21 protein-coding genes are annotated in these 16,319 nt (G+C 42.6%); 1 reads left to right on the top strand and 20 read right to left on the bottom strand.

The features are described 5' to 3' along the window. Positions 1-117: 117 nt before the first annotated feature. The 19 genes from aroH to AFK25_RS08980 all read right to left on the bottom strand — a co-directional run bounded on the left by aroH (position 118) and on the right by AFK25_RS08980 (position 15,001). Positions 118-498, bottom strand: coding sequence for a chorismate mutase (gene aroH, locus AFK25_RS08890; protein WP_026011657.1), 381 nt, complete (start codon positions 496-498; stop codon positions 118-120). Next, positions 458-1,597 carry a 3-dehydroquinate synthase gene (gene aroB / locus AFK25_RS08895; protein ID WP_019417619.1) on the bottom strand — a complete coding sequence of 380 codons (1,140 nt, stop codon included), beginning with the start codon at positions 1,595-1,597 and terminating at the stop codon, positions 458-460. The genes aroH and aroB overlap by 41 nt, the downstream gene beginning before the upstream one ends. Then, the gene (gene aroC, locus AFK25_RS08900; RefSeq protein WP_035066972.1) at positions 1,597-2,766 is read right to left on the bottom strand and encodes a chorismate synthase; all 1,170 of its coding nucleotides are present in this window, start codon (positions 2,764-2,766) and stop codon (positions 1,597-1,599) included. The genes aroB and aroC overlap by 1 nt, the downstream gene beginning before the upstream one ends. Positions 2,767-2,874: 108 nt before the next feature. After that, entirely contained in the window at positions 2,875-3,645 is a 771-nt protein-coding gene (locus tag AFK25_RS08905) for a CheR family methyltransferase (RefSeq protein ID WP_009373681.1), read from the bottom strand. Positions 3,646-3,745: 100 nt separating this feature from the next. Then, entirely contained in the window at positions 3,746-4,192 is a 447-nt protein-coding gene (gene ndk / locus AFK25_RS08910) for a nucleoside-diphosphate kinase (RefSeq protein WP_009373682.1), read from the bottom strand. Positions 4,193-4,313: 121 nt separating this feature from the next. Continuing rightward, the gene (gene hepT, locus AFK25_RS08915; protein WP_009373685.1) at positions 4,314-5,276 is read right to left on the bottom strand and encodes a heptaprenyl diphosphate synthase component II; all 963 of its coding nucleotides are present in this window, start codon (positions 5,274-5,276) and stop codon (positions 4,314-4,316) included. A gap of 11 nt (positions 5,277-5,287) precedes the next feature. Next, on the bottom strand, positions 5,288-6,001 hold the full coding sequence (locus AFK25_RS08920) for a demethylmenaquinone methyltransferase (RefSeq protein WP_009373686.1): 714 nt from the start codon (positions 5,999-6,001) through the stop codon (positions 5,288-5,290). A 25-nt stretch (positions 6,002-6,026) separates the two neighbouring features. Beyond that, positions 6,027-6,677: a heptaprenyl diphosphate synthase component 1 gene (locus tag AFK25_RS08925; RefSeq protein WP_009373687.1), complete on the bottom strand. Its 651-nt coding sequence runs from the start codon at positions 6,675-6,677 to the stop codon at positions 6,027-6,029. Positions 6,678-6,737: 60 nt separating this feature from the next. Beyond that, positions 6,738-6,965 (bottom strand): trp RNA-binding attenuation protein MtrB, encoded by a 228-nt coding sequence (gene mtrB, locus AFK25_RS08930; RefSeq protein ID WP_004889838.1) that lies wholly within the window; start codon positions 6,963-6,965, stop codon positions 6,738-6,740. Between the two features lie 8 nt (positions 6,966-6,973). Continuing rightward, positions 6,974-7,537: a GTP cyclohydrolase I FolE gene (folE, locus tag AFK25_RS08935; RefSeq protein ID WP_026011659.1), complete on the bottom strand. Its 564-nt coding sequence runs from the start codon at positions 7,535-7,537 to the stop codon at positions 6,974-6,976. Positions 7,538-7,646: 109 nt separating this feature from the next. Beyond that, positions 7,647-7,919, bottom strand: coding sequence for an HU family DNA-binding protein (locus AFK25_RS08940; protein WP_003394524.1), 273 nt, complete (start codon positions 7,917-7,919; stop codon positions 7,647-7,649). A 259-nt stretch (positions 7,920-8,178) separates the two neighbouring features. Then, on the bottom strand, positions 8,179-9,657 hold the full coding sequence (gene spoIVA / locus AFK25_RS08945; RefSeq protein ID WP_009373691.1) for a stage IV sporulation protein A: 1,479 nt from the start codon (positions 9,655-9,657) through the stop codon (positions 8,179-8,181). A 124-nt stretch (positions 9,658-9,781) separates the two neighbouring features. After that, positions 9,782-10,504, bottom strand: coding sequence for a hypothetical protein (locus AFK25_RS08950; RefSeq protein ID WP_035067060.1), 723 nt, complete (start codon positions 10,502-10,504; stop codon positions 9,782-9,784). Positions 10,505-10,519: 15 nt separating this feature from the next. Further along, a complete protein-coding gene (locus AFK25_RS08955; RefSeq protein WP_009373693.1) occupies positions 10,520-10,723 on the bottom strand; it encodes a DUF2768 domain-containing protein in 204 nt (67 codons plus the stop codon). Between the two features lie 174 nt (positions 10,724-10,897). Next, the gene (locus tag AFK25_RS08960) at positions 10,898-11,917 is read right to left on the bottom strand and encodes an NAD(P)H-dependent glycerol-3-phosphate dehydrogenase (protein ID WP_035066969.1); all 1,020 of its coding nucleotides are present in this window, start codon (positions 11,915-11,917) and stop codon (positions 10,898-10,900) included. A gap of 11 nt (positions 11,918-11,928) precedes the next feature. Further along, positions 11,929-13,239, bottom strand: coding sequence for a ribosome biogenesis GTPase Der (gene der / locus AFK25_RS08965; RefSeq protein WP_035066968.1), 1,311 nt, complete (start codon positions 13,237-13,239; stop codon positions 11,929-11,931). A 90-nt stretch (positions 13,240-13,329) separates the two neighbouring features. After that, entirely contained in the window at positions 13,330-13,512 is a 183-nt protein-coding gene (locus tag AFK25_RS08970; RefSeq protein ID WP_006319423.1) for a capping complex subunit for YIEGIA, read from the bottom strand. Continuing rightward, a complete protein-coding gene (locus AFK25_RS08975) occupies positions 13,509-14,405 on the bottom strand; it encodes a YIEGIA family protein (protein ID WP_035066966.1) in 897 nt (298 codons plus the stop codon). Before AFK25_RS08975 ends, AFK25_RS08970 begins: the two co-directional genes overlap by 4 nt. After that, on the bottom strand, positions 14,402-15,001 hold the full coding sequence (locus AFK25_RS08980; protein ID WP_035066963.1) for a YphA family membrane protein: 600 nt from the start codon (positions 14,999-15,001) through the stop codon (positions 14,402-14,404). Before AFK25_RS08980 ends, AFK25_RS08975 begins: the two co-directional genes overlap by 4 nt. Before the next feature lie 101 nt (positions 15,002-15,102). Between AFK25_RS08980 and AFK25_RS14830 the strand changes: the two genes are divergently transcribed. Then, positions 15,103-15,207, top strand: a complete 105-nt coding sequence (locus tag AFK25_RS14830; RefSeq protein ID WP_009373698.1) for a YpzI family protein — start codon at positions 15,103-15,105, stop codon at positions 15,205-15,207. A 50-nt stretch (positions 15,208-15,257) separates the two neighbouring features. On the opposite strand, the gene fni is transcribed toward AFK25_RS14830, so the two are convergent. Further along, the gene (gene fni / locus AFK25_RS08985) at positions 15,258-16,307 is read right to left on the bottom strand and encodes a type 2 isopentenyl-diphosphate Delta-isomerase (protein WP_026011662.1); all 1,050 of its coding nucleotides are present in this window, start codon (positions 16,305-16,307) and stop codon (positions 15,258-15,260) included. Between the last annotated feature and the right edge of the window lie 12 nt (positions 16,308-16,319).

Consider the following 16,319-nt stretch of genomic DNA (forward strand, 5'->3'; position numbering starts at 1 on the left):
AAAAAAGCCTAAAGACGGGCAGTCTTTAGGCATACGCACCTTAACGATCCTCTGCTCCGCTCTCACTCATTCTCTACTCAACTCTTACTCTACTCAGCTAACTTATGAACCATCATATTACATATCTAACTTTTTTGTCAACTGTAAATCTGGTCGCAGCTGGATGGCATCGCGTAAATAGACGTGATGAATATCTTGCTGTGCTCGCTTCGTATGTACAGTCATCATGACGCGAATACATTTCGGCAATGCTTGCGGAACGTTAATTTCGCGCATACACATCACCGGCACATACGTCCATCCATCGAGATGACGCAACGCTTTTGCTGGAAACGTGGCGTTTAAATCATCGGTCATCGAAATAAGTACCGATACGACGTCTTCTGCGTTCACATCGTTTTGGCGGATCATTTCTATTAACAATTGCTTCGTTTCATCTATAATCTCTCGTTCATCGTTATTGCTCACAGTCGTTGCCCCGCGAATCGCTCGAATCACATGTTTCCCCTCCTTCTTCAGCAAACGCGTATAACCATTGCAACAATTGTTCATCGCTTATCCGTTCTACACATACAGTTCCGATCTCTTTCATTAACACCATGCGCACCGTTTGATCTTTCGCCTTTTTATCTTTTTTCATTTTTTCAAGCAAACGTTCAGGCGATACGTGCGGCGGAAGCGAAGTCGGAAAGCCGTAATGATGAAATAACGTCCGAAACGACGAGTAAAAAAGCGGTTGGTTGTAAAAACGTTCACTGACAAAAATGGCAAACAACATCCCGAGGGCAACCGCATCTCCATGCGTCATCACCCCGTATCCAAGCTCGCTTTCTAGCGCATGCCCGAGCGTATGACCGAAGTTTAAATGAGCGCGAACCCCATGCTCTTTCTCATCTTGCGAGACAACTGCTGCTTTAATTTCAATTCCTTTTTGAATCGCATATTGTAATCGGTCGCCATTCAAATCCTCTATCTTTTGTACGTTCGCTTGTAACCACCCAAAAAAAGCGCGATCGTAAATTAAGGAATGTTTAATAATTTCCGCAAAACCAGACCGCATTTCTCTTTTTGGGAGCGTAGATAGAAAAGAAATATCATAAAAAACGAGTTCAGGTTGATAGAAAGCACCAATCATATTTTTTCCAAGCGGATGATTGATGGCCGTTTTTCCTCCAACAGCGCTATCGTGCGCTAATAATGTCGTCGGCACTTGAACAAATCGAATGCCTCGCATATATGTTGCTGCGACAAAACCAGCTAAATCTCCGACGACCCCTCCGCCAAGCGCAACAATTAATGAATCACGATCTAAATGGTTTGTTAACGCTGCCGTATGACAAGCATAAAATTGTTCAAACGACTTTGCCTCTTCCCCACTCGGAATAATATGCGCGTACACACGGTCATATGTTTGATGAAGAGCTTGTTGCACATCAGCTAAATAAAGCGAAGCGACCGTTTCATCTGTAATGATGAGCACAGCTGTCACATGCGGGCAAACGCGATCAATCATTCGATCAATCATGTGCAATAATTCATTCCCAATGACCACTTCATATCGTTTCGACGGCGTAGCGATGTGAATGCGTTTCATCATTAAAACTCCTTTGCGTACCGACGCATGTTTTCGACATTTTCAATAATCAGATCCATGCGATCTTGTCCAAATTGTTCGACAATGGCTGCAGCAATTTCCCACGCCACTACTGCTTCAGCGACAACGCTTGCGGCAGGGACTGCACAACTGTCTGAACGTTCAATGCTTGCGGCAAACGGTTCTTTCGTTTCAATATCGACACTCATAAGCGGTTTATATAACGTCGGAATCGGCTTCATCACCCCGCGCACAATGATCGGCATCCCTGTCGTCATTCCGCCTTCAAATCCGCCAAGTCGATTCGTTTTTCGCGTATATCCCGTTTCTTTGCTCCATATAATTTCGTCATGCACTTCACTTCCAAAGCGGCGTGCCGCTTCAAAGCCGATACCAAACTCAACCCCTTTAAACGCATTAATGCTTACAATAGCTGCGGCAATTTTTGCATCTAACTTGCGATCATAATGGACGTAGCTTCCAACGCCAACCGGAACACCTTCGACAATGACTTCGACAATTCCACCGATCGAATCACCTTTTTCTTTTGCTTCATCAATGGCCGCCATCATCTTTTTTTCCGCTTCTGCATCAAAGCAGCGAACAGGGGATTGCTCAGTCACTCGTTGCAACTCTTCTAACGATGTATATGCAGTATGCTCGGCCTTGACGCCCCCAATTTCAACGACATGGCTTGCGACGCGAATGCCTAACTCCGCCAAAATTCGTTTCGCTACCGCACCAGCAGCGACGCGCACCGTTGTTTCACGCGCTGACGAGCGCTCTAACACATTGCGCATATCGCGATGGCCGTATTTCATCGCCCCATTTAAATCTGCATGCCCTGGGCGTGGACGCGTCACTTTTCTTTTCACTTCTTCTGTATCGTCAGCTAACGGTTCAATGCCCATAATGTTCGTCCAATGTTTCCAGTCGCGATTTTCAACGACAAGGGTAATCGGAGAACCGAGCGTTTTCCCGTGACGAACCCCGCTTAAAATTTTCACTTCGTCTTTTTCAATTTGCATGCGTCGTCCGCGACCGTATCCTTTTTGCCGACGCGCTAAATCTTCGTTAATATGCTCTGCTAAAAGCGTCAATCCTGCTGGAACACCTTCAATAATTGTTGTCAGTTGTGGACCGTGAGATTCACCAGCTGTTAAGTACCGCAATTTCCTCTCTCCCTTCATCTCTTTAAAGCGATTATGTATGAATATAGCACATTTTTTCTACAGACGTAACCCCTTAATTATACAGAAAGCGACCGAGTTCGGCCGCGGCTACATTTTTCGATAAAAAAACGTATCTTCCACTTCAAAACCGTATGCAGTCGGATTAAAAATTTGTTCCGTACTACCGACAAAAAATATTCCTCCAGGACGAAGAGCGCGATTAAATTTCAAATACAATTCATGTTTTGCTTCTTCCGTAAAGTAAATGAGCACGTTGCGGCAAACGATTAAATCGAAATTTGTATCAAACGGGTCGGCCAGCAAATTATGTTTTTTAAATGTGACCGTTCGTTTAATGTCTTCAATAATTTTGTAATGAGATCCTTCTTTGACAAAAAATTTTTTCTTCACATCTTCTGGCACTTCTTGAAGGGAACGTTCCATATAAATGCCGAGCTTCGCCCGAGCCATCGCGTTATCATCAATGTCAGTCGCTAGCACGCTGACTTGCGATAACGGCATAAATTTGGACAAAATGATTGCCAACGTATACGGCTCTTCTCCTGTCGAGCAAGCAGCGCTCCATACTTTTAAACGTTTATTTTTTTCAAGAAGTTTTGGAATAATCTTTTTTTCAAGCACTTCCCATCGTTTCACATTGCGGAAAAATTCAGATACATTAATCGTCATGCGATCTAAAAATTCATGAAACAACGCTTGATCATGATTCATCGCCCGAAAAAATTCGTCGAAATTTTTAAATCCTTTTTTTTCGTATAGGGAAGTTAAGCGCCGCTTCATTTGCGCTTCTTTATACAGCGCTAAATCAATGCCTGTTTTTCGTTTCACGTTTGCAATAAATTGTTGATAATCACTCATACAAAAAACTCCTCTTCCTTTTCTTTCATAAGTACAGTATAACGAAAATGTGAAAAAACAGGAATAAAAAAATAAAGATAGGCGTATGCCTACCTTTTTATTAGTATATCCACTCGTTCATCAGTTTGCTGTAAGAAACGAGCTCTTCTTCTTTGAAAAATAGTTGAATTTCGCGCGCTGCGCTTTCTTTTGAGTCAGAACCGTGAATAATATTTTTTCCGACCGTTAAACCGAAGTCGCCACGAATTGTACCAGGCAACGCTTCTTGCGGGTTTGTTTTGCCCATCATTTGACGAGCTGTAGCGATGACATTTTCTCCTTCCCATACCATCGCAAATACTGGACCGGACGTAATAAATTCAACAAGTTCACCAAAAAACGGGCGCTCCTTATGCTCTGCGTAATGTTGTTCAGCAAGCTCGCGCGATACTTGCATAAGCTTTGCACCTACAAGCTGAAAGCCTTTGCGCTCAAAACGCGCAACGATGTCACCAATGACACCGCGTTGTACCCCATCTGGTTTGACCATTAGAAATGTTCTTTCCATGACGAATTCTCCACCCCTGATACGTTATGTATTGGAATTCACTCCTCCGCAATTATATCACCTTATATGAAAATTAGCAATATTCGCCATGAAAACGATTTAATTTTTTCTTTTTATCCGTCTAATATTTTCGTTTTCCGATATATTTCGCAATGTTATACAATGCTGTCCAAGCGCGGTTGCGTGGCAACTTTTGTAATGTGTGAAGCGCTTTTTGCAAGTAACGATCTCCGAGTTCGTACGATTTCTCAATAGCGTTTGTTTGCTTAATCCCATCAATCACGTGCGCCATTTCATGACTTGTTGTATGTTCATTTACTCGCATAATTTGTTCTTTTACTGCTTGCTCTTTCATCGCATACAAAACAGGGAGCGTCACATTTCCTTGCGATAAGTCGCTGCCTGCTGGTTTGCCGAGCTGTTTTTCTGTTCCGATAAAATCAAGAATATCGTCTGTAATTTGAAAAGACATCCCAACGTAATAACCAAACCAGTATAGCTTTTTATGAACCGCTTCAGGCGCCCCTGCCACGACGGCGCCAAGCTGACAGCTTGCCGCAATAAGTAAAGCTGTTTTTCTTTTGATTCGTTGTAAATAGCGACGCAAATTTTGGTCAAAGCGATATTTGTCGCTAATTTGTTCAATTTCCCCACGACATACTTCGACAATCGTTTTCGCTAAAATATGATGGGCAACCGGATCATCAATTTCACACATTTGTTCAAGCGCTCGAGCGAACAAATAGTCCCCAACGTACATGGCAAATTGGTCGCCCCATTTCGCTTGAATCGTCTCTTTTCCACGTCGCAACATCGCGCCATCAATGACATCGTCATGGACAAGAGAAGCCATATGAATAAGTTCAAGAGCGACAGCTACCCGTTTCATTTTCTCGAAATGATATGTGCCAAACTGTCCACCAAGTAAAACAAAAACCGGACGAATGCGCTTTCCGCCCGCCTCAAGCAAATGTAACGATGCTTCATTGACGAGCGGATCAGACGTTTGCACCGTCATTTTTAGTTGTTCTTCAATTCGGTTTAAATCTCCGTTTAAAAACGAATACATCGCTTTTAGCTTCATCACTATTCACCTTAACGTCCATCAGGTTTATATCCGAGATGCATCGCTGCCACTCCGAACGTATACGGTTTCACTTGTACGCGTACGAAACCGGCTTGGCGAAACATGTCTGCTAGCTCGTCCATTCCCGGAAATTCACGTGCCGACTCTTGCAACCATGAGTATTCTTCATAACTTTTTGCAAAAATTTTCCCAAAAAAAGGCATGATGTAACGAAAATATGCATAGTACAGTTGTCGAAAACCGATGAGCGTTGGTTGTGACGTTTCTAAACAAACGACTTTTCCGCCTGGCTTTGCGACACGATACATTTCCTTTAATACGGTCATATAGTCGGGAACGTTACGCAATCCGAAACCAATCGTCACATAGTCGAACGTGTTGTCAGGAAACGGTAAGCTCATCGCATTTCCGTGCACGAGCGTCACATGTTGAAACCCTCGTTCTTTCACTTTTTCTTCTCCGACTTTTAACATATTGCGACTAAAATCAAGCCCGTACACTTCGCCGCTCGGCCCGACCGCTTCCGCTAACGCAATCGTCCAATCTGCTGTTCCACAACAGACATCGAGCGCTTTCGCTCCTTTTTGTACATTCATTCGTCTCATCGTATCTTTTCGCCATGCGACATGACGTTTAAAGCTAATGACTGAGTTCATACGATCATAATGATCTGAAATTTTTTCAAATACGCGATGAACACGTTCTTCTTTCGACTGTTGCATAAAAATCCCCTTCTTTCAACTGAAATCAAGCGAGGAGATGAGAAAACCGCTCTTTTACCTCTTCATCTATATGAAACGGAAGAAGATCTTGTAGTTTCCGCTTACAGTGGTCGATATAATCCATTGACGCTCCTGATTTCGCTCCATCACGATGCATGCGCTTTAGTGAGAACAAGTAATATGCTAATTCTCCCCATTCGTCAGCATGAACATGCTCTGCAAGCTTACAAAGCAAGGCGGACTCGATGACACCGATGCAATGAAAGCGCTCGAGATCGTTCGGAGATAGTTGCTGTAAACGGATTTTTTGTATATTGATCTCTTTAATCGCTTCAGCAAAGCGACGAATGAGTGAAATGTCACGTCGTCGCGCTAAAAACTCGTAATACAATCCGCTATACAAATCTCCTGCTAGCACTGTTAATTGCTTTTGTTGCATCGTTTGTTGCTCATCTATTTCATCATGGGTGTCAAGGGCGAGCTGAATGAGCATCATGGCAAACACATAATCGAGTGCGATGTTTGCGTCCACTTGAGCCGAACGTAGCATAGAAAGAGCAAACGATATGCGATCTTCATCTACGATGCGTGGTTGTATATAGCGATCGACATACGAATGGGCAATTGCCCGTTGAATGCGCGTTCGTACTTGTTCCATTTGCTGTTGCATATCCATGACTCATCACCCTTGCTTCCCAAAAACTCAAACTTTATTATATCATAAACTGCCTTTACGTTAACGATGATTTTTCGCATCAGATTGAATTTCACCGTGCTGCGTTTGAATAAGCGCTTTTCCGCGCACTTTGATCGCTGATGTATGCTCTGTAAATTGCGCAATAAGCACTTCTCCTTGATCAAGCTTTTCTGAATGATGGAAACGCGTATCTGAACCGCGTGTCAATCCAATGACGTTCACTCCGTCCTCTAACGCTTTAATGACGACATAATCTCCTTGCATCATGATCCCTCCTACTTAATAAGCGCTAATATTTCAGCACGTGCTTTCTCATCTGTTGCAAGCGTTCCACGCACAGCAGTTGTGACCGTTTTCGCTCCTGGTTTTTTCACGCCGCGCATCGTCATGCACATATGTTCTGCCTCAACAACAACCATCACTCCATGCGGCTCGAGCGTTTCCATAATCGCATCAGCTACCGTTGCTGTAATTCGTTCTTGCAACTGCGGACGTCGCGCCACTGTTTCGACTGTTCGCGCGAGTTTGCTTAACCCTGTCACTTTGCCGCCACGCGGAATGTATGCGACATGAGCCACACCGAAAAACGGAACGAGATGATGTTCACACATAGAATAAAACGGAATATCTTTGACGAGGACAAGCTCTTCATGATCTTCACTAAACACCGTTTGCAAATGTATTTTTGGATCTTCATTCAAGCCTGAAAACACTTCTGCATACATTTTCGCCACTCGCTTCGGTGTATCGAGCAACCCTTCGCGATTCGGATCTTCGCCAATCGCTTCTAAAATTAAACGGACCGCCTGTTCGATTTGTTCTACATTCATTTGTTGCATCCTCCTAGCATTCAACTTCACGTAATCCGATTCTAGCATATAAAGATGAAAAAAGGCAAAAAAGAAGAGGTAGCTCGCAACCGGCTACCTCTTGGCTGTATGTAATTTCTTACTTTACAGCATCTTTTAACGCTTTCCCAGGTTTGAAAGCAGGAACTTTGCTTGCAGCAATTTCGATTTCTTCTCCTGTTTGCGGGTTGCGTCCTTTGCGCGCCGCACGCTCACGCACTTCGAAGTTACCAAAACCGATTAATTGCACTTTATCACCGTTTTTAAGCGCTTCTGTAATCGCGTCAAAAACAGCATCAACTGCTTTAGATGCATCTTTTTTAGAAAGACCGCTTGCTTCAGCTACCGCATTAATTAATTCCGTTTTGTTCATGCCATTCACCTCCTCCCAAATCGTATGTATTATACATTACTTTCAGTTGTTTACACTTTCTATTGTTTCTATACATTAACACGCCTTATATTAACTGATTCTTGCTCATAATTCAACATTTTTTCAGCAAAATCATGCAATTTGCCTATTATTCTCCAAGGAGCCTAACATTTTCTGAATAAAGATTATCATATTGCTCTTTTTCACTGCAAGAGAAAATTTTCGCCTAAAAGCAAAAAAGACCCCAAATGGAGTCTTTTTATAAGATGATGGCAATGAGTCCACCGGATCCTTCATTGATGATGCGCTCTAACGTCTCTTTTAATTTATAACGCGCATTTTCAGGCATGAGAGCAAGCTTTGCTTGAATGCCTTCACGAACGATCGAACTGAGCGAGCGGCCAAATATATCTGAGTTCCAAATCGAAAGCGGATCGTCCTCAAAATCTTGCATTAAGTAACGGACGAGTTCTTCGCTTTGTTTTTCTGTTCCGATGATCGGTGCAAACTCCGATTCGACATCGACTTTAATCATATGAATAGAAGGTGCTACCGCTTTTAAGCGCACACCAAAACGTGATCCTTGGCGAATAATTTCCGGTTCATCTAAGCTCATATCAGAAAGTGATGGAGCAGCAATGCCATAGCCAGTTTGTTTCACCATGCGGAGCGCATCGGCAATTTGGTCGTATTCTGCCTTCGCATAAGCGAAATCTTGCATTAATTGCAACAAATGATCTTTCCCGCGAATTTCTACGCCGACAACTTCTTTTAAAATTTGATCGTACAGTTCGTCTGGGGCATATAAATCAATTTCCGCAATCCCTTGCCCCATTTCAATGCCAGCCAAACGAGCTTCATCAATAAAATCGTACTCACTAAATTGTTGAACGACGCGATCAACATCACGCAAGCGTTTAATATCTTTTACTGTATCGCGCACCGCCTCTTGATAGCTTTCACGCAGCCAATGATTTTCGCGCAAAACCATGACCCAGTTCGGTAAATTCACATTCACCTCTAACACCGGGAATTCATACAATGCTTCACGAAGCACTTGGTACACATCCGCTTCACGCATTCCTTCGACACTTAACGCTAATACTGGAATATCGTATTTTTCACTTAATTGTTGCTTCAATGTTTCTGTTTCCGGATGTTGTGGACGAACGGTATTAATAATCATAATAAACGGCTTACCCACTTCTTTTAATTCATTGACCACACGTTCTTCCGCTTCCACATAGTTTTCGCGCGGAATTTCTCCAATCGAGCCATCCGTTGTGATGACAACACCGATCGTCGAATGCTCTTGAATGACTTTGCGCGTACCAATTTCAGCGGCTTCTTGAAATGGAATTGGTTCTTCATACCACGGCGTATGAATCATGCGTGGCCCATTTTCATCTTCAAATCCTTTTGCCCCTTGTACGGTATAGCCGACACAATCAACGAGGCGAATATTGACTTCTAATCCATCGTCTACTTTTACTTTTACCGCTTGATTTGGAACAAACTTTGGCTCTGTCGTCATAATTGTTTTTCCTGCTGCGCTTTGTGGCAGTTCATCTTGCGCCCGAGCTTTATCTGCTTCGTTTTGAATATTCGGAATGACAACAAGTTCCATAAACTTTTTAATAAATGTTGATTTGCCTGTTCGAACGGCGCCGACCACTCCTAAATAAATATCTCCGCCTGTTCGTTCAGCAATATCTTTAAAAAGATCGACCTTTTCCAACTGCCTTCCCTCCCTTATATTTAAAACATATGAGGACACTATATGCATATGTCGTTGTCCTAATTGTTTATGACTAAAAAAATCCCTTCTCTAAAATGTATTTGCTTAGAGAAAGGATCATGACTTATTTCACAAGAAAAATAGGTTCTTTTTTCTTTTCATCAATCGTGTAGGGAAGGGAATAAGCAGGAACAAAAAGCGAATGTTTGACAAGCAAGTCGCGAATATCATCTCCATAGCGATAGTGATGCGCTTCTGATTGCAATTTTTCATACAAATCCATACGGTAGTCGATATAAATTTCTCCCTTTCCGTCAATAATGAGCGGAAGGTTTTTCCCCGAGTATGGGCTCACGACGTGAGGCGGGGCGTCTAAACGAAGTTTTTTATAATCAAGCGTAAATACCCCTTTAGCGAGCATGTCTTTAAACGGCGGATAACCATGGGCGTCTTGATACATGCGAATGCGCAACTTCAAATCGCGAATGGCTTCCGCCGCACGCAAATCTAGCAATTTTACCGTCGGATTTGTTTCTACATCGACAAGAACGTATTGATATACGCCACCGCTTTCAAACGCATTGCCCGGTGGTTCAGCCATATATCGCGGCACAAGTAAATTGAAATCAATCGGATATTTTTGATAAATGGGCGTAGACATATCTCGCGTTTTAATAGGTAACAAACCGCCTGTCGCTTGCCGATATTCATTGACTGCTTGTTGAACACGTTCGACTTGTTCTTTATATGGAATTTGGTTTTGCGTTAGCCGCTCTTGCGGATATAAACACCCAGATAATGATACGGACACGACAACGATCATTACGAAAAATAGCCACTTTTTCATCATTCATCCATCCTTCTATTCTTGCACCGGCCCGCTAAATACGACAAATACAATAATAAGGCCAGCGATGATCATACTTATGTATGCAATCGTCGCTAAAACGATTTTTACCGCCTTATGTTTCACCTTATATCGACTAAAATAAATCGAAAATACAGCAATAAACATTAAACCGATTCCTGTTAACGAAATCCACATTTTTAAAAGACCTGGTGACATTCCTCTCCCTCGCTTTCTCTTAATTGCTGCATAAAAAAGCTGAAGTAAAGCGGGGCTTCTTTACTTCAGACGATGACTAAACATGCACCATCCATTCGAGTCTGAGAATGTTTTCATAGCATTGTATGCAACATACATAACAAAGCTCTCTTCACATGCCTATTTCAAAGAAAATTATAACGAAATGTTCGCTAAATCTTCAAGTTCTGACGTTTTCCCGCGCGCCATAAGCGAATCGACTGCACTTTTCACATCTTTTCCGTTAAACAAAACATCGTAAAGTGCATTTGTAATCGGCATGTCCACATTCATTTTTTTCGCTAGCTGATAGGCCGCTTTTGTCGTTCGCACACCTTCAACGACCATTCCCATATTTGCTAGCACATCATCAAGCGCATATCCTTTTCCAAGCAAATTGCCCGCACGCCAGTTACGTGAATGGACGCTTGTACACGTAACAATTAAATCACCGATTCCAGTCAACCCTGCAAATGTGAGCGGATTGGCACCGAGACGGCTACCGAGACGAGCCATTTCCGCAAGTCCGCGCGTCATAAGTGCTGCTTTTGCATTATCCCCATAACCAAGCCCATCCGTAATTCCAGCAGCTAGCGCAATAATATTTTTTAACGCCCCGCCAATTTCTACGCCAATTAAATCCGGGTTTGTATATACGCGGAAATATTGATGATTCATAAATAAATCTTGAATGCGTTCGGCTGCTTCCATGTTTTTCGATGACACCGTCACGGTCGTTGGATGGCGTAAACTCACTTCCTCCGCATGACTTGGACCTGATAAAACGACGATATCTTTCAATTGTTCTGCCATTTCTTCTTCAATAATTTCTGAAATGCGTTTATGTGTATCCGGTTCAATTCCTTTACTAACGGAGACGATTGTAATTGGCTGTTTCAAGCACGTACGAACACGCTGCAACACTTCGCGAATCGCTTTTGTTGGAACGGCTAATACAACTGTTTCAACCCCTTCAAGCGCTTGGGCAAGATCGGTATAACCAACAATCGCCTCAGGGAGATGAATATTCGGCAAATATTTTTCGTTCGTATGTTTTTCATTTATTTCATCTATTTGTTCTTGCCGTTGTCCCCATAGCCGAACGTGATGTCCGTTATCAGCAAGAACGATCGCTAAAGCTGTGCCCCAACTACCTGCACCTAATACAGTAACCATGTTATCCCCCCTTAATTTCGTGGGCGTGCAATAATTTTAATTGGCGTTCCTTCAAATCCGAACATATCGCGAATTCGGTTTTCTAAAAAGCGTTCGTATGAGAAATGCATCAATTCCGGATCGTTGACGAATACAACGAACGTTGGTGGCTTTACCGCTACTTGCGTCATGTAATAAATTTTTAATCGTTGTCCGTTATGCGTTGGTGTCGGATTCATCGCCACTGCATCCATTAGCACTTCATTTAATACGTTCGTTTGAACGCGCATCGCGTGATTTTCACTAACCATTTGAATGACTGGAAGTAACTTGTGCAATCGTTGTTTCGTTTTCGCAGATACGAATACAATAGGTGCATAGTCTAGAAATTGGAAATGATCACGAATTTTTTTCTCAAATTCGTTCATCGTCTTTTCATCTTTTTCAATCGCGTCCCATTTATTCACAACGATCACGACACCACGACCCGCTTCATGCGCATATCCTGCAATTTTTTTATCTTGTTCAATAATTCCTTCTTCTGCGTTAATGACGACAAGCACAACATCGGAGCGCTCAATCGCTTTTAACGCGCGCAACACACTATATTTTTCGGTGCTTTCATACACTTTTCCTCTTTTGCGCATCCCTGCTGTATCAATAATGACATATTCTTGCCCGTCGCGCTTAAATGTCGTATCGATCGCATCGCGCGTCGTTCCTGCCATATCGCTCACAATGACCCGTTCTTCACCTAAAATGGCGTTCACAAGCGAGGATTTCCCGACATTTGGACGACCAATTAAACAAAACTTAATGACATCCGCGTCGTATTGTTCCGTTTCGCGCTTTGGAAAATGGGCAACGACGGCATCTAACAAATCTCCGATCCCTAATCCATGCGTACCGGAAATCGGAATCGGCTCTCCGAATCCAAGCGTATAAAAATCGTAAATGTTTTCACGCATGTCTGGATTATCAATTTTGTTTACCGCCAAAACGACTGGCTTATTGGAACGATATAAAATTTTCGCCACTTCTTCATCTGCTGCTGTGACACCGTCCCGACCATTTGTCATGAAGATGATCACATCCGCTTCATCGATCGCAATTTCCGCTTGTTGACGAATTTGCGTTAATAGCGGCTCATCACCAATGTCAATGCCGCCTGTATCAATAATGTTAAACGTTGTATTTAACCATTCTGCGCTACTATAAATTCGGTCGCGTGTCACTCCCGGTATATCTTCTACAATCGAAATGCGTTCCCCGACAATGCGGTTAAAAATCGTCGACTTTCCGACGTTTGGACGACCAACGATTGCTACAACTGGTTTCGTCATATTCTCACACTCCTTCACTAAAATTCGAAACCCGAACAAAAAAGAAGCCCTTCGACTGAAGGGTCTAGCTTTCCCATTTTATCAAAAAAATCAATGTTTCACAATAATGAGCAAATCGTCGCTTAGCGCATGGGCAATCCCGTCTAAAATCGCTTCTAAATTCGCTGCGATTCGTTGCATTTCTTCATCGTTTTCACAAACGAACGTGACGCCACCAGCTACTTTATGTGGCGACGTTGTAATGACCGCTAAAATCATTTTTTCTACAGTCATCGTAACACCCTCCCCGCTTGATTCGTTTCAGATTTCGTCGGCATGCGAATCGCATTTTCTAACGTCGGTACATTGCGAATGATCGCTTTTGCTTTTTCAACATCTTTTTCTTGAGGCAAAATAAAAATACCAACTCGCCCATCATCTAAATCGCGTTTCGCAAGCGGCACAAGCGCCGGTGTGCCTGAATCGCGGTATACGCCTAATGCCGTTGAAATGTCGTGTAAAATCGCTTGACGTTGTCCGAGATTAGCAATTGTTGAGCGAGCGTTAAAGTTTTTCGGTTTTAAAATAAATCCCATGCCATACCGTAAAATTTCTTCTCGCCGCGCTTCTAAACCGATGTTCATAATATAAATATTGTCAACGTATAATCCCGCTCCTTTGAAATGCGGCTTCACGTATTCTACGTCAACAATATCGCCGAGCCGGCTACCAGACATCAGTTTACGAGCAACGATAAAGGCAATCGCTGCCGCAACAATTCCAAGCCATATATTCCAAACTAAATAAGCGAACGTGCTTAAGAATGACGCGAAAATAACTAAATAGTTTCTTCCTTCAAAAACAATCGCAATTCCTTCAATATACGTTTTTCCGCGTGGGACGAGTTCATACTGATCAAGCTCATTTAACGTATTTCGCTCCATATTGCGCACATCGCGAAACTGTGAGGCGGCGAGTGCTAAAAATGTAATGGCAGCAAACTCTTTTTCCATAATGGCAGGCACTGCAATCGTCCCAAGCCCTGCAGCAATAAAACCTAAAGCAATATGAATAATTTTCCCATGTAAATATGTCGGATATTGGCGATAATCTGTTTTTAATAAGTATAATCTCGTTAACACACCAACGGTTACACCAAATAAAATGGGATACGTATATTCGTTCACGTATTAGCCTCCTTTGCTCGCTTTTGAAATCGTGCATCGATATATATCGGTAACTGTTCGAGCCATTTCCATAAAAATAAACATACGGTTGCTAACGCCCATCCATCTAAAAAGGAAAGGGAACCAATCGAATGTGGAAAAGAAAATTGTTTTAACACAAACGCATACAAAAAATCACCTTGACAGCATCCGACCGTCAAAACAAGTAAACGTTCATAAAATGATCGATATAGCGCAAATGAAGCAAACAAAAGCGCAAATGCAAGCAACCATGTCGCTTCAGCAAACACCCAAACCGGATCGAACAATAATAAAAAATGAAACGCAGCATACAACATCGTGACACTCGCACTGGCAAAGGAAAAATAAATAAATGCTGTTCCTGTTTGTTTCATGACAAAAGAGTAACTAACAATCAACATCAGTATGTAAGCCAATGAAATGTGAAACGAATAAATCGTTATCTCATACACAGATAGCGTAATTAACAATAAACTATATAGGCAAATGCGTAAACGAACATGATTTTTCGGAGCGAAAAACGTATAAACAATCCATAAAAACCAAGAAAGCCAATAAAAATAACCTCCTTCCAACCATAACACCTCCACTTTCCATTATGTCTTATTTTTAAAAATTTAATCTTTGTATGCGAAAAAAGGGAATGGAGAAAATAAAGGACTAAGGAGGGATGAAAATGGGGAAAGATCGCCAAGAAAAAAAATTAAAGCAATCGCGTCGCGTCGAGTCCGATCGAGATCCAGCAAAAAATTTTAAAGGAAGTACAAAAACAGAACAGTAAATATAAACATAGGAAAAGGTGTCCTCGTTTTCTCGGACACCTTTTTTCCGTTATCGTTGGCTATATCGGGTCGTTTCAATGCCACGCTCCCGCAACCAATGATATGTTGCTCCCGTCACGACGAGCGGAACGTTTTGCAAATCAGCAATCGTTCGAGTGCCAAGCGCGGTCATGATGAGTGTTAAATCTTCGTGCAACTGATGAATTTCGGCAATTAACGCTTCCACTCCTTGCTCGATCAGAAGGCGCAACATATAGCCAGCCATTCCTACCGCGGAAGCGCCGAGTGCAATACATTTCGCCACATCAAGCGCATTTTGCACCCCTCCGCTTCCAATAATACGAATGCGTTGAACTTCCGCTGCTACTTCCGCAATAGATGCCGTCGTCGTGATTCCCCACTCGTTAAAATAAGCGAGCTGTTTTTCGCGTCGCTTGTTTTCAATTTGCGCAAAATTTGTGCCTCCAAAACCTCCGACATCAACGGCACATACCCCTACGTTTTCTAACTGTCGCGCCGTTTCTTTACTCATTCCAAATCCGACTTCTTTTACGATAACAGGTACATCAACAGCAGACACAATTTGTTCAATGCGTGAAAGAGCTCCACAAAAATTGCGATCGCCTTCAGGCATAACGAGCTCTTGAACGACGTTTAAATGAATTTGAAGGGCATTCGCCTCGATCATATCGATCGCTCGTTTTGCTTGTTCAACCGTTGCTTCGCTACCTAAGTTGGCAAATACAATGCCACGTTTATTGACTTGACGAATAATTGTAAACGATTGTCGCTCTCGTTCATCTTTTAAAGCGGCCATTTGTGAACCAACAGCCATCGCAATGCCGCATTCGTTCGCAACATAAGCGAGCTGCTCGTTAATTTTTGTCGTTTCTTCGCCTCCGCCACCTGTCATCGCATTAATAAAAATCGGCGAACGGAAAGAAAGTTCGCCGATTTTTGTTTGTAAGTCGATATGAGCAGTGGAAATATTCGGCAAGCTATTATGCACAAACGTAATATCTTCAAACCCGTGCAAGCGACGTTGCCCCGTTGAGAGCGCATATTCAATATGTTGTAGTTTTCGTTTTGCACGTTCCACTGCCATCACCGT

Origin of the sequence: Anoxybacillus gonensis, assembly GCF_001187595.1 — a bacterium.
GTDB lineage: Bacteria > Bacillota > Bacilli > Bacillales > Anoxybacillaceae > Anoxybacillus > Anoxybacillus gonensis.

Coding starts and splice junctions, on each gene's coding strand:
- AFK25_RS08955 (WP_009373693.1), bottom strand. CDS start 10,723: ATGTCACCAGGTCTTTTAAAAATGTGGATTTCGTTAACAGGAATCGGT.
- AFK25_RS08970 (WP_006319423.1), bottom strand. CDS start 13,512: ATGACTGTAGAAAAAATGATTTTAGCGGTCATTACAACGTCGCCACAT.
- der (WP_035066968.1), bottom strand. CDS start 13,239: ATGACGAAACCAGTTGTAGCAATCGTTGGTCGTCCAAACGTCGGAAAG.
- AFK25_RS08925 (WP_009373687.1), bottom strand. CDS start 6,677: ATGGATATGCAACAGCAAATGGAACAAGTACGAACGCGCATTCAACGG.
- AFK25_RS08905 (WP_009373681.1), bottom strand. CDS start 3,645: ATGAGTGATTATCAACAATTTATTGCAAACGTGAAACGAAAAACAGGC.
- AFK25_RS08920 (WP_009373686.1), bottom strand. CDS start 6,001: ATGCAACAGTCGAAAGAAGAACGTGTTCATCGCGTATTTGAAAAAATT.
- AFK25_RS14830 (WP_009373698.1), top strand. CDS start 15,103: ATGGGGAAAGATCGCCAAGAAAAAAAATTAAAGCAATCGCGTCGCGTC.
- hepT (WP_009373685.1), bottom strand. CDS start 5,276: ATGAAGCTAAAAGCGATGTATTCGTTTTTAAACGGAGATTTAAACCGA.
- AFK25_RS08950 (WP_035067060.1), bottom strand. CDS start 10,504: ATGAAAAAGTGGCTATTTTTCGTAATGATCGTTGTCGTGTCCGTATCA.
- AFK25_RS08960 (WP_035066969.1), bottom strand. CDS start 11,917: ATGGTTACTGTATTAGGTGCAGGTAGTTGGGGCACAGCTTTAGCGATC.
- mtrB (WP_004889838.1), bottom strand. CDS start 6,965: ATGATGCAAGGAGATTATGTCGTCATTAAAGCGTTAGAGGACGGAGTG.
- AFK25_RS08940 (WP_003394524.1), bottom strand. CDS start 7,919: ATGAACAAAACGGAATTAATTAATGCGGTAGCTGAAGCAAGCGGTCTT.
- ndk (WP_009373682.1), bottom strand. CDS start 4,192: ATGGAAAGAACATTTCTAATGGTCAAACCAGATGGGGTACAACGCGGT.
- folE (WP_026011659.1), bottom strand. CDS start 7,537: ATGCAACAAATGAATGTAGAACAAATCGAACAGGCGGTCCGTTTAATT.
- aroB (WP_019417619.1), bottom strand. CDS start 1,597: ATGATGAAACGCATTCACATCGCTACGCCGTCGAAACGATATGAAGTG.